Origin of the sequence: Catonella massiliensis (genome assembly GCF_016651435.1) — a bacterium.
GTDB lineage: Bacteria > Bacillota > Clostridia > Lachnospirales > Lachnospiraceae > Catonella > Catonella massiliensis.
The window spans coordinates 430,091-443,953 of the sequence record NZ_JAEPRJ010000001.1; the positions used below are offsets into that span (position 1 = coordinate 430,091).

Consider the following 13,863-nt stretch of genomic DNA (forward strand, 5'->3'; position numbering starts at 1 on the left):
CCACAAACAGGGTCTATAATCCGAGTTGTAAACAATATTTAGTCAGTAATCTTTTTAACATAAGATTATAATTTAATAAAAACTTAAGATAAGAATGCTTGACCTTTAGCGAAATTATTGTTATAATCGTTGTGTTATTGGAAAGATTATATCCTGAATCAAGAATCTTGCAGTAAGAAGCACCGCTTAGTACCGGCTATGCGACTGAAAGTAAGGCTTTTGAAGCAGGACATAAGGAAACCCGAATTTAAGGAGGAAGAAAAAAGATGAAGAATTTCAGTAAGAAACTCTCATTCGTAATGGCTACCGCTATGGTGGTAACATCCCTTTACGCACCACAGGGAGCAGAGGCAGCTACAACTAATAAGATTGTAGAGAAGAACAGCAAGAGTGCTGTTAAGAGAAAGAATATCTACATCGGCGGACAGGTTGTAGATTTCGATGCTGTAGTTAAGGGAAAAGTTGTTAAGGATTCTAAGGGTACTTGGAAGTCAAGCGACTCTAAGATCGCATCTGTTGACAAGAACGGTAAGGTAAAGGCTCGTAAGAATGGTAGGGTTACCATTTCTTTCAAGACAAAGGCTACAAAGAAGACTAAGTCTGTTACCGTTAAGATGACAATCGACGCTAGAACAAGAGCATCTAAGATGACTCTTACTCCTTCAGCAGTAGTTGTTAAGGAAGGCGAGAAGTCAACAGTCGGCGTAAACTACGAGATCTCAAAGAAGATTAAGGCAGCTGGCGGCAAGGCAACAACTTACAAGCTTTTTGTTGAGTCTTCAGATGAGAAGGTAGCAAAGGCTTATGTAGAAGGCAATAACAAGATTGTAGTAGAGGGTGTTGCTAAGTCAGCTACTCCTGTATCAATCACTGTTTATTCAGCTCAGGTTTATAAACTTGAAAATGCTAAAAAAGTAAAATATAAGCTTACAGAGAAGTTTGACGTTAAGGTTAACGGCAAGTTCGATGCTAAGCAGGTAAGAGCTAACAAGATTTCTGTAGTTGGTACTAACCTTTCTACAAAGGCAGCTGCTTACGTAGTAAAGAACACCAACGGTATCGTTCTTAACTTAAAGGACAACGTAGAAGTTAACGAGGCTGGTACAGTAGCTACTCTTGAGTCAGTAGTTGGACAGATTCCTGCTGGATTATACACAGTTACTTTCGATAAGGAAGATCCAGTTGAGTTTACAGCAGTTAAGCAGGTAGTAGAGAAGATCGTTATCGAGCCAGCTGACAAGCTCATCTTAAAGGGTATCAACGATCCTGACAATAAGGTAGCTTATGCATACTACAAGGTACTTGACAACTTCGGTGAGAATGTAACAGAGCAGCCACTTGGCGCTAACATCTATGCAAACGGTAAGCCTGTAACAAAGAAGGGTGAAGTTGAGTTCACAAATAACAGCGCATTCATCCTTGGCAGCACATTTGGTCTTACACTTGTAGACCAGAACTCAGGAAAGACAGCTAATGCTGTTCTTACAGTAAGCAGAGAGTCTGTACTTTCAGAGGCTTCATTCAAGGGAGTATATGACAAGAAGGAGAAGAAGTTCGTTAAAACTCTTAGCGAGAGAGCTGACCTTAACGACTATGTACTTCTTTTCGAAGGAAAAGATCAGTACGGACGTACAAAGAACAATGCTGATAAGCTTCAGGTAACCATCGCTGGTTCTACAGGTCTTCAGGTTAAGACTGGTAAGGTTGATCAGATTAAGGTTGACGGCGTTGAGTACATGACATTTGGTCTTGATAGATTTACACAGGGCAAGCTTATGGCTGGTGAGGCTACTGTTCAGGCATTCTCACTTGAGAGTGGTAAGCAGTCAACTCCTGTTAAGGTTAACGTAGTAGCTTCTACAGAGGTTAAGACACTTTCTATCGGAAATGGTCCTAAGACTATCGTAGCTGGTGAAGATGCAGAGCTTTCATACTCAGCTACAGATGCAGATGGAAAGCCTGTTACAGACTTTGATATTCTTAGCAGAGTAACACTTAATGGTGGTAAAGAAGTTAATGGTAAGAAGGGTCTTAGATTCGAGAAGAAGGATGGCAAGGTAGTTCTTATTTACCATCCAGTTGCAGATGCAAACATCGATAGAGCAGTTACAGAGTATGTATCTTATGTAACTCAGACTAACAATGTAGGAAACGCTGTACTTACAGTAAATCCTGCAAGAGTTCCTACAAAGATTGCCGGACTTAAGAAGGATGTTGCTACAGCACTTACTGGTAAAGATGGTGCTGGTAATACACTTACAATCAAGGCTGGTGACATTGCATTAAAGGATCAGTATGGTGATGATCTCGATGTTAAGAAGGCACTTGGTACTGATTATGACATCTTAGTTAAGCTTGAAGAAGGTAAGAAGAACAATGGATTTAGTGATTATGGTACAAATGCAAATGGCACTTATGTAGCATCATTTGGTGCTATAAGTGGTAGTAATGTAGCTTTAACTGGAGACCCTAATCTTGTAACTGCTACTGTAACAAATCCTGCTATCTCAGCTTCATTTGGTGTTGAGCTTTCACTTCTTAAGAAGAAGAGTGCAACAGAAGTTGTAGAAGTTTCAGGAAGCAAGTATTCATTCAGAATAAATGCAGCACCTGTAAAAGACCTTAAAAATATAAAGGTTGAGATTCCTCTTGCTAAAGCTGGAAGTACTGCAAAGATTAAGGTTACAGCTACAATTGATGGTAAGGCTGTAAAGCTTGAGGCAAACACTGACTATCAGGTAATTGATAACACAGTTCCAGCTACACTTCCTGTTGGAACTACAAAGGGTAAGGCAAATGCTAGCATTATGCTCTTAGATGGTTCAGGTAAAATCTTAACTCAGGAATATGAGTTCAGCAAAGATGCACCTGTTCTTTCATCAGCAGAAATTAAAGAAGGAACAAATGGTGAACTTAATCATGGTGCTGCAATAGATGCAACTGCAGTATTAGCTGCCCTTGATTTGGAAGACCAGTATGGTGTTACTGTTACTCCTACTCCTACAACCGCATTCTTAACATTCAGCAATGTTAAAGATGGTGTAGCAATCACAAGCAATGGTTCAAGCGGTGCTAAAATTGATACAGCAGAAGCTGCAAAGCTCGCTGTTGGCGATAAGATTAGAATCAAAGTTGCTTTCCCTGGCACAAGCTATGTATTTGAGGATGATTTCGTTATTAAATAATGATGTTATCTTATCATAAGATTGCAGGGTAAAGAGATTACATTAGTAGTTTCAAATAAGCAATAATAGGCACCACCGTATTTATGGCAACATAGGTACGGTGGTGCTTTTTTGTGTATAGTAGAAAATTGTAATTATGAAAAATAGCCACAACATAGTATTTTCTGTATACCTGGCAGAGCACATTTCTAACAGCTTCAGTCCCTAATCTACTTGGCACCATGAAAGATTAGGCAAAGGCGAAGGTGCAAAGACAAACCAGAAGCTGGAAGAAACCGGATATGAGGCAAATACCAGAACCACACAGCATAGAATAATAAATTCTAAGCGAGCGTGTTAGGCGAAGCGAAGCGGATGCCGGAGCGAGTCTGAAATTTATTATTCTAGGCGTGACTAGGGTGGAAACTTGAAAATCATTGTACAAAGTGAAAGTATTAGAGGTAAAAATAGGATTGCAAACTTGAAAATCATTATTAAAAGTGAAAGTATCATAGGTAATGAAGATGTGTAACGAGTTTGAAATTTACTACTCTAAGTGTGACTAGAACTATAATTATAAAACAAAGCCATAGCAGAGAGTTTTGCGCACCTAGCAGAGCATATTTCTTACAGTTGCAGCATACAATCCACTTGGAGCTAGGAAAGATTAGGCAAAGGCGAAGGTGCAAAGAAATGCCAGAAGCTAAAAGAAAGTGAATTTGAGGAAGATACCAAAACCCCACAGCATAGAATAATAAATTCTAAGCGAGCGCGTTAGGCGAAGCGAAGCGGATGCCGGAGCGAGTCTGAAATTTATTATTCTAGGCGTGACTAGGTTGGCAAACATGAAAATCATTGTACAAAGTGAAAGTATCATAGGTAATGAAGATGTGTAACAAGTTTGAAATTTACTACTCTAAGTGTGACTAGGATGGCAAATTAAAAATCATCATTCAAAGTGCGGCTAGGATGGCATCTAAAAACAATAAGCAAGCGTATCCAAGAAATCAAAAAATCCCATAAAACAAATAATCTAAGCCATACCGTGTCTATGACAGTATCAAGCATAGAAAGAAAACCTGTATTATGGGATATAAAAGCAAATACAAAAGCAGTAACAGCACTCTTTAAAAACTGAAAATAAAGAAAACCAATAGCTTACCACAACATAAGCCAACCAAGTCTTCCCGGTCTTATTCCTGTAAGGCTATAATTACATCCTCAGAAAGCCCGGTATACCTCATTATAAGTTCGGTAGGAAGGCCTTCTTCAATCATTGTCTTTGCAATCATTTTAGCACCTTCCTCTCTGCCACGTTTCTCACCACGTTTCTCACCACGTTTCTCCCCTATCTCTTCACTTTCTTGCATCCATTTCTGTAAAGTTGCATCCATCTTTACGGTACCTCCTTCATCCTTTTTAAACCTAGCCTTGATTTCACTGGTAACCGGGAAATCGGCTTCATCATAAACATCATTATTAGTAAACACTTTCATTAGCTTTGCAAGCTTTGAGCCGTCATCCACAGCTGCATTTACGTATATTTCAGTAAGACCGTCATCTATTATCTGATCAGTTTCCACAACAACCTTCTTTACATGGTAGAGCGGAAGATTACCCTTAAATAAATCAAAGGCTGATATAAATATAATACAGATATCAGGTACAAATTCAAACTGTTTTCCGGTCTCTGTTACATTGGCAGTCAACACCGAAGCATTGTAACGCACTCTCTTTAGATGGTTGTCATCATTCGCTTTTTGGACTTCGATATTGATATAACGTCCATCTCCGGTGATACATTTGGCATCCAATACTACAGAGCGCCCCTGCAGATTCTTAATGTCAAACTGCTGCATGTTATCAGTAACAACAAGTTTGTAATCATCCAAGATAACTCTCAGGATTTCTTCGCAGAACTCCTTATGTTCAGCCATCTTACGAAACATAAGGTCATCAATTGGGTTTAAGCCCCTTAAATACTCATCACGTTCTTTCTTTGTTGGCATATAGTCCTTTCTTTCATTGGGTTTGCTATAATGCCCTTAAAGACATTATAGCAGATGAAGTTAAAATATTAAATAGATTTTCCTGCTAAGTAAGACTTAGATACCCAGGATACGCTAAAGTCAAAGGTAGTTACAATAATCAGAACTGCTTAATGTTAGATATCGGAGAACAGAACACTATTCGCAGCGGTTATTTAGGGAGAACAGAACACTCTTTGCAGTGATTATTAAAGAGAACTTAGTACTCATTGTAGTGATTATTAGGAAGAACTGAACACTTTTTGCAATGATTATCAGTGTGAAAAGATAGCAATCAGTAAAGACAGACATCGAACTCCATATCACATATAATCACATATTGAATACATATATCACGCAAATCATAATAGCTAAGAAATACAGCTTGGTAACTAAGAAATGCTGCTTAGCGACTCGAGAAATACTACTTAGTGACTATTGTAACTCACCCCGACAATAAGTATTATATATGAAATCCAAACAAAAAACAACGGCAAAGTGCACAAAGATTTAAAGAAAAAGTGTACAAAATAACCAAAAAATCAAGCGAAAAACACTTGTAAAGCAAAAAGAAGGGAGCTCCTAGTCAGCAGGCATCGAAAATGAAGTGTAAAACTTACTGTTTCGGGAATAATTTCGAATCTAAATGCAGTATTATGCGATACTCATTATTAGGAATTAATCAGCATAGAATAATAAATTCTAAGCGAGCGCGTTAGGCGAAGCGAAGCGGATGCCGGAGCGAGTCTGAAATTTATTATTCTAGGCGTGACTAGGATGAGAAACTTGAAAAACATTATTCAAAGTGAAAGTATCATAGGTAATGAAGATGTGTAACAAGTTTGAAATTTACTACTCTAAGTGTGACTAGGGTAGCAAATTAAAAATCATCATTCAAAGTGCGGCTAGGATGGCATCCAAAAACAATAAGCAAGCGTATCCAAGAAATCAAAAAATCCCATAAAACAAATAATCTAAGCCATACCGTGTCTATGACAGTATCAAGCATAAAAAGAAAACCTGCATTATGGGATATAAAAGTGAACACAAAAACTGTAATAACACTCTTTTAAAACTGATAAAAAGTAAACTAATAGCCTACCATAACATAAGCAACCCCAGCCTTAGTCCTGTAAAGCGACAACAACATCTTCAGAAAGCCCTATATACCTAATATGGTAGAGAGGAAGTCCTTCATCAAATATATCAAACTTCGATATAAATACAATGCAGACATACTGTATGAATCAAAGATTAGCCCTGTAAAGCCAAAACTACATCTTCAGATAGCCCAGTATATTTCATCACAAGCTCAGCAGAAAGCCCCTCTTTAATCATCGTTTTGGCAATATTTTTTGCACCTTCTTCCCTGCCTTCTTCCCTACCTACTTCTATACCTTGTTCTCTACCACGCTTCTCACCTAGTAATTCACTTTCTCTCTTTTCATCGCTAATAAGCTTCTCAATGATTTCGTTCATAGTTCTATTACCTCCTTCGCTAGACTTTAATATTGACTTCAGTTCACTAGTTACTGGGAAATCATCACTGTTGTAAGCATCATTCTCAGTAAATAGCTTCATTAGCCTTGCAGGCTTAGAACCATCATAATTTACGGTATTTACAAATATCTCAGTAAGACCATCCTCTATCACCTGCCCGGTCTCCCTAACCACCTTGTCTATATGGTAGAGAGGAAGTCCTCCATCAAATATATCAAACTTCGATATAAACACAATACACACATCAGGTATGAAATCAAATCTTTTACCTGTTTCAGATACGTTTGTTGTCAATATAGCAGCATTGTAACGAGCTCTCTTTAGATGATTATCGTCATCGGCCTTCTGAACCTCGATATTAATCTGCCGTCCATCACCTGTTACACACTTAGCGTCTAGCACCACAGAACGGCCACTTAGGTTCTTCCCCTGCCACTGAGATATCGCCTCTATGACAGTAAGCCCCTCATCTTCAAGAATAACTTTTAAAATCTCTTCGCAGAACTCCTTGTGTTCGGCCATCTTGCAAAACATCAAATCATCAATGGGATTCAGTAGCTTTGCGTACTTTTCAAATTTCTTATCAGTCGGCATATAGTCCTTTCTTTCATTGGGTTTGCTATAATGCCCTTAAAGACATTATAGCAGATGAAGTTAAAATATTAAATAGATTTTCCTGCTAAGTAAGACTTAGATACCCAGGATACGCTAAAGTCAAAGGTGGTTACAATAATCAGAACTGCTTAATGTTAGATATCGGAGAACAGAACACTATTCGCAGCGGTTATTTAGGGAGAACAGAACACTCTTTGCAGTGATTATCAGTGTGAAAATATAGCAATCAGTAAAGACAGACATCGAACTCCATACCACATATAATCAGATATAAAATCCATATCACATATTGAATACATATATCACGCAAATCATAATAGCTAAGAAATACTGCTTGGTGACTAAGAAATGCTGCTTAGCGACTCGAGAAATACTACTTAGTGACTATTGTAACTCACCCCGACAAGAAGTATTATATATGAAATCCAAATAAAAAACAACGGCAAAGTGCACAAAGTTTCAAAGAAAAAGTGTACAAAATAACCAAAAAATCAAGCAAAGAACACATGTAAGGGTAAAAGAAGGGAGCTCCTAGTCAGCCAGGCATCGAAAATGAAGTGTAAAACTTACTGTTTCGGGAATAATTTCGAATCTAAATGCAGTATTATGCGATACTCATTATTAGGAATTAATCAGCATAGAATAATAAATTCTAAGCGAGCGCGTTAGGCGAAGCGAAGCGGATGCCGGAGCGAGTCTGAAATTTATTATTCTAGGCGTGACTGGGATGAGAAACTTGAAAATCATCATTCAAAGTGAAAGTATAAGAGGCAATTAAGCAGATAACGGGGCGAGCCTGAAATTTATTATTCTATACGTGACTAAGGCGACAACCTAACCCCATTACGCAAAACGAACCTAAGATGACATTTCTAAAAATAAGCAAGAGTATCCAGTCAATAGAAAAAATCCCATAAAACAAACAATCTAATCCATACTTCGACAGAACCATGCCGAAGAATAAAAAGAAAATCTGCATTATGGAATTAATAACAACACACAATTGTAACAACCCCTTATAAGCGACCACTAATATCGCATATAAGATATTACCAGAAACTGATATGGTGTGAACATTAGCCCTGCAAAGCAGCAACAGCCTCCTCAGAAAGCCCGGTATACCTCATTATAAGTTCAGTAGGAAGTCCTTCTTCAATCATTGTCTTTGCAATAATTTTAGCACCTTCCTTTTTACCGAGCATAATACCTTCCTCTCTACCGCGTTTCTCGCCGCGTTTCTCACTTTCCCTCTTTTCATCACTAATTAGCTTCTCAAGGATTTCATTCATAGCCCTACTACCTCCTTCACTTGACTTCAATATGGATTTAAGTTCACTAGTTATAGGAAACTCATCATTACTATAAGCATCATTCTCGGTAAATAACTTCATTAGCCTTGCTGGCTTAGAGCCATCATAATTAATAGTATTTACAAATATCTCAGTAAGACCATCCTCTATAACCTGACCGGTTTCCCTAACCACCTTGTCTATGTGGTAGAGAGGAAGTCCTCCATCAAATATATCAAACTTCGATATAAACACAATGCAGACATCAGGTATGAACTCAAACTTTTTACCTGTTTCAGATATATTCGTAGTCAATACAGCAGCATTGTAGCGAGCTCTCTTTAGATGATTATCATCATCTGCCTTTTGAACCTCAATATTAATCTGCCTTCCATCACCTGTTACACATTTAGCGTCTAGCACAACAGAACGCCCGGTTAGATTCTTTCCCTGCCACTGAGGTATCGCCTCTATGACGGTAAGCCCATCATCTTCAAGAATAACTCTTAAAATCTCTTCGCAGAACTCCTTATGTTCTGCCATCTTGCAAAACATCAAATCATCAATGGGATTCAGCAGCTTTGCATACTTTTCAAAATTCTTTTTTGCAGGCATATAGTCCTTTCTTTCATTGGGTTTGCTACAATGCCCTTAAGGACATTATAGCAGATGAAGTTAAAATATTAAATAGATTTTCCTGCTAAGTAAGACTTAGATACTCAGGATACGCTAAAGTCAAAGGTGGTTACAATAATCAGAACTGCTTAATGTTAGATATCGGAGAACTGAATACTATTTGCAGCGGTTATTTAGGGAGAACAGAACACTCTTTGCAGTGATTATTAGTATGAAAAGATAACAATCAGTAAAGACAGACATCGAACACCATATCACATATAATCAGATATAAAACCCATATCACATATAATCAGATATACAATACATGTTTCACGTAAATCATAATAGCTAAGAAATACTGCTTGGTGACTAAGAAATGCTGCTCAGCGACTCGAGAAATACTACTTAGTGACTATTGTAACTCACCCCGACAATAAGTATTATATATGAAATCCAAACAAAAAACAACGGCAAAGTGCACAAAGATTTAAAGAAAAAGTGTACAAAATAACCAAAAAAAATCAAGCGAAGAACACTTGTAAGGGTAAAAGAAGGGAGCTCCTAGTCAGCCAGGCAACTGAATATAAGCACTAAATGAAAGGAAATCAAGGGTAATCTCAAATCTAAAAGAAGCCTTGTGTGAGACCTAACTTTAGAATTCACACAGCATAGAATAATAAATTCTAAGCGAGCGCGTTAGGCGAAGCGAAGCGGATGCCGTAGCGAGTCTGAAATTTATTATTCTAGGCGTGACTAGGATAGCAAACATAAAATTATTGTACAAAGTGAAAGTATCAGAGGTAATGAAGCAGATAGCGTGAAGAGTCTGAAATTTATTATTCTAAGCGTGACTAGGATGGCAAATTTAAAATCATTATTCAAAGTGCGGCTAGGATGGCATCCAAAAACAATAAGCAAGCGTATCCAAGAAATCAAAAAATCCCATAAAACAAATAATCTAATCCATACTTCGACAGAACCATGCCGAAGAATAAAAAGAAAATCTGCATTATGGGATATAAAAGCAAATACAAAAGCAAATACAAAAGCAAATACAAAAGCAAATACAAAAGCAAATACAAAAGCAAATACAAAAGCAAATACAAAAGCAGTAACAGCACTCTTTAAAAACTGAAAATAAAGAAAACCAATAGTTTACCACAACATAAGCCAACCAAGTCTTCCCGGTCTTATTCCTGTAAGGCTATAATTACATCCTCAGAAAGCCCGGTATACCTCATTATAAGTTCAGTAGGAAGTCCTTCTTCAATCATTGTCTTTGCAATAATTTTAGCACCTTCCTCTTTACCGAGCATAATACCTTCCTCTCTACCGCGTTTCTCGCCGCGTTTCTCACTTTCCCTCTTTTCATCACTAATTAGCTTCTCAAGGATTTCATTCATAGCCCTACTACCTCCTTCACTTGACTTCAATATGGATTTAAGTTCACTAGTTATAGGAAACTCATCATTACTATAAGCATCATTCTCGGTAAATAACTTCATTAGCCTTGCTGGCTTAGAGCCATCATAATTAACAGTATTTACAAATATCTCAGTAAGACCATCCTCTATAACCTGCCCGGTTTCCCTAACCACCTTGTCTATGTGGTAGAGAGGAAGTCCTCCATCAAATATATCAAACTTCGATATAAACACAATACACACATCTGGTATGAACTCAAACTTTTTACCTGTTTCAGATATATTCGTAGTCAATACAGCAGCATTATAACGAGCTCTCTTTAGATGATTATCATCATCTGCCTTTTGCACCTCAATATTAATCTGCCTTCCATCACCTGTTACACACTTAGCGTCTAGCACAACAGAACGCCCAGTTAGATTCTTTCCCTGCCACTGAGGTATCGCCTCTATGACGGTAAGCCCATCATCTTCAAGAATAACTCTTAAAATCTCTTCGCAGAACTCCTTATGTTCTGCCATCTTGCAAAACATCAAATCATCAATGGGATTCAGCAGCTTTGCATACTTTTCAAAATTCTTTTTTGCAGGCATATAGTCCTTTCTTTCATTGGGTTTGCTACAATGCCCTTAAGGACATTATAGCAGATGAAGTTAAAATATTAAATAGATTTTCCTGCTAAGTAAACTTAGATACTCAGGATACGCTAAAGTCAAAGATGGTTACAATAATCAGAACTGCTCAATGTTAGATATCGGAGAACTGAATACTATTTGCAGCGGTTATTTAGGGAGAACAGAACACTCTTTGCAATGATTATTAGTGTGAAAAGATAGCAATCAGTAAAGACAGACATCGAACTCCATATCACATATAATCAGATATAAAACCCATATCACATATTGAATACATATATCACGCAAATCATAATAGCTAAGAAATACTGCTTGGTGACTAAGAAATGCTGCTTAGCGACTCGAGAAATACTACTTAGTGACTATTGTAACTCATCCCGACAAGAAGTATTATATATGAAATCCAAATAAAAAACAACGGCAAAATGCACAAAGTTTCAAAGAAAAAGTGTACAAAATAACCAAAAAAATCAAGCGAAAAACACATGTAAGGGTAAAAGAAGGGAGATCCTAGTCATCAAGGCAACTGAATATAAGCACCAAATGAAAGGAAATCAAGGGTAATCTCAAATCTAAATGAAGCCTTGTGTGAGACCTAACTTTAGAATTCACACAGCATAGAATAATAAATTCTAAGCGAGCGCGTTAGGCGAAGCGAAGCGGATGCCGGAGCGAGTCTGAAATTTATTATTCTAAGCGTGACTAGGGTGGCAACCTAACCCCATTACCCAAAACGAACCTAAGATGACATTCTTAAAAATAAGCAAGAGTATCCAGACAATAGAAAAAATCCCATAAAACAAATAATCTAATCCATACTTCGACAGAACCATGCCGAAGAATAAAAAGAAAATAAGTATTATGGGATTAATAACAACACACAATTGTAACAACCCCTTATAAGCGACTCCTAATATCGCATATAAGGTATTACCAGAAGCTGATAGGGTGTGTCACATTAGCCCTGCAAAGCAGCAACAGCCTCCTCAGAAAGCCCTGTCAATCTTGCAATAAATCCAAATTCAAGACCACTGGCTATCATATCTTTGGCGATTCTAAGCTTTTCCTCGTTAGCACCTTTAATTTTACCTTCCTTTACGCCCTCCTTTCTGCCGCGTCTCTCACCACGTTTCTCGCCTATCTCTTCACTTTCTTGCATCCATTTCTGTAAAGTTGCATCCATCTTTACGGTACCTCCTTCATCCTTTTTAAACCTAGCCTTGATTTCGCTGGTAACCGGGAAATCGGCTTCATCATAAATATCATTCTTAGTAAACACTTTCATTAGCTTTGCAAGCTTTGAGCCGTCATCTACAGCTGCATTTACATATATCTCAGTAAGACCATCTTCAATTACCTGCCCAGTTTCTTTAACCGTCTTTACCACATGGTAGAGCGGAAGATTACCCTTAAACAAATCAAAGGCTGAAATAAATATAATACAGATATCAGGTACAAATTCAAACTGCTTTCCGGTCTCTGTTACATTGGCAGTCAACACCGAAGCATTGTAACGAACTCTTTTAAGATGATTGTCATCATTTGCTTTTTGAACTTCGATATTAATATACCGTCCGTCTCCGGTTATGCATTTAGCGTCTAGTACAACAGAGCGCCCCTGCAGATTCTTAATGTCAAACTGCTGCATGTTATCAGTAACAACAAGTTTGTAATCATCCAAGATAACTCTTAGGATTTCTTCGCAGAATTCCTTATGTTCAGCCATCTTGCGAAACATAAGGTCATCAATTGGGTTCAATCCTCTTAAATACTCATCACGTTCTTTTTTTGTAGGCATATAGTCCTTTCTTTCATTGGGTTTGCTATAATGCCCTTAAAGACATTATAGCAGAAGAAGTTAAAATATTAAATAGATTTTCCTGCTAAGTAAGACTTAGATACCCAGGATACGCTAAAGTCAAAGGTGGTTACAATAATCAGAACTGCTTAATGTTAGATATCGGAGAACTGAATACTATTTGCAGCGGTTATTTAGGGAGAACAGAACACTCTTTGCAGTGATTATTAGTATGAAAAGATAACAATCAGTAAAGACAGACATCGTGCTCCATATCACATATAGTCAGATATAAAACCCATATCACATATAATCACATATTGAATACATATATCACGAAAATCATAATAGCTAAGAAATACTGCTTGGTGACTAAGAAATGCTGCTTAGCGACTCGAGAAATACTACTTAGTGACTATTGTAACTCACCCCGACAATAAGTATTATATATGAAATCCAAATAAAAAACAACGGCAAAGTGCATAAAGTTTCAAAGAAAAAGTGTACAAAATAACCAAAAAAACAAGCGAAGAACACATGTAAGGGTAAAAGAAGGGAGCTCCTAGTCATCAAGGCAACTGAATATAAGCACCAAATGAAAGGAAATCAAGGGTAATCTCAAATCTAAAAGAGGCCTTGTGTGAGACCTAACTTTAGAATTCACACAGCATAGAATAATAAATTCTAAGCGAGCGCGTTAGGCGAAGCGAAGCGAATGCCGGAGCGAGTCTGAAATTTATTATTCTAGGCGTGACTAGGTATACAAACTTAAAAATCATTATTCAAAGTGCG

General features: G+C 37.5%; 7 protein-coding genes. 2 read left to right on the top strand and 5 right to left on the bottom strand.

What is annotated here, in order from left to right:
* The first annotated feature begins 266 nt into the window (after nt 1-266).
* Nucleotides 267-3,185, top strand: a complete 2,919-nt coding sequence (locus tag JJN12_RS01850; RefSeq protein ID WP_208428095.1) for an Ig-like domain-containing protein — start codon at nt 267-269, stop codon at nt 3,183-3,185.
* A 1,172-nt stretch (nt 3,186-4,357) separates the two neighbouring features.
* Here the strand turns inward: JJN12_RS01850 and JJN12_RS01855 are convergent.
* The 3 genes from JJN12_RS01855 to JJN12_RS01865 form a co-directional block, all read right to left on the bottom strand.
* Entirely contained in the window at nt 4,358-5,173 is an 816-nt protein-coding gene (locus tag JJN12_RS01855; RefSeq protein ID WP_208428096.1) for an Rpn family recombination-promoting nuclease/putative transposase, read from the bottom strand.
* 1,272 nt (nt 5,174-6,445) lie between these two features.
* The gene (locus tag JJN12_RS01860) at nt 6,446-7,285 is read right to left on the bottom strand and encodes an Rpn family recombination-promoting nuclease/putative transposase (protein ID WP_208428097.1); all 840 of its coding nucleotides are present in this window, start codon (nt 7,283-7,285) and stop codon (nt 6,446-6,448) included.
* A gap of 1,097 nt (nt 7,286-8,382) precedes the next feature.
* Nucleotides 8,383-9,210 (bottom strand): Rpn family recombination-promoting nuclease/putative transposase, encoded by an 828-nt coding sequence (locus JJN12_RS01865; RefSeq protein ID WP_208428098.1) that lies wholly within the window; start codon nt 9,208-9,210, stop codon nt 8,383-8,385.
* An 859-nt stretch (nt 9,211-10,069) separates the two neighbouring features.
* On the opposite strand from JJN12_RS01865, the gene JJN12_RS01870 reads away from it, so the two are divergent.
* A complete protein-coding gene (locus JJN12_RS01870; RefSeq protein ID WP_208428099.1) occupies nt 10,070-10,348 on the top strand; it encodes a hypothetical protein in 279 nt (92 codons plus the stop codon).
* 55 nt (nt 10,349-10,403) lie between these two features.
* On the opposite strand, the gene JJN12_RS01875 is transcribed toward JJN12_RS01870, so the two are convergent.
* Entirely contained in the window at nt 10,404-11,231 is an 828-nt protein-coding gene (locus tag JJN12_RS01875; protein ID WP_208428100.1) for an Rpn family recombination-promoting nuclease/putative transposase, read from the bottom strand.
* A gap of 1,000 nt (nt 11,232-12,231) precedes the next feature.
* Complete coding sequence (locus JJN12_RS01880; RefSeq protein WP_208428101.1) at nt 12,232-13,071, bottom strand: Rpn family recombination-promoting nuclease/putative transposase; 840 nt, start codon at nt 13,069-13,071, stop codon at nt 12,232-12,234.
* Nucleotides 13,072-13,863: the final 792 nt, after the last annotated feature.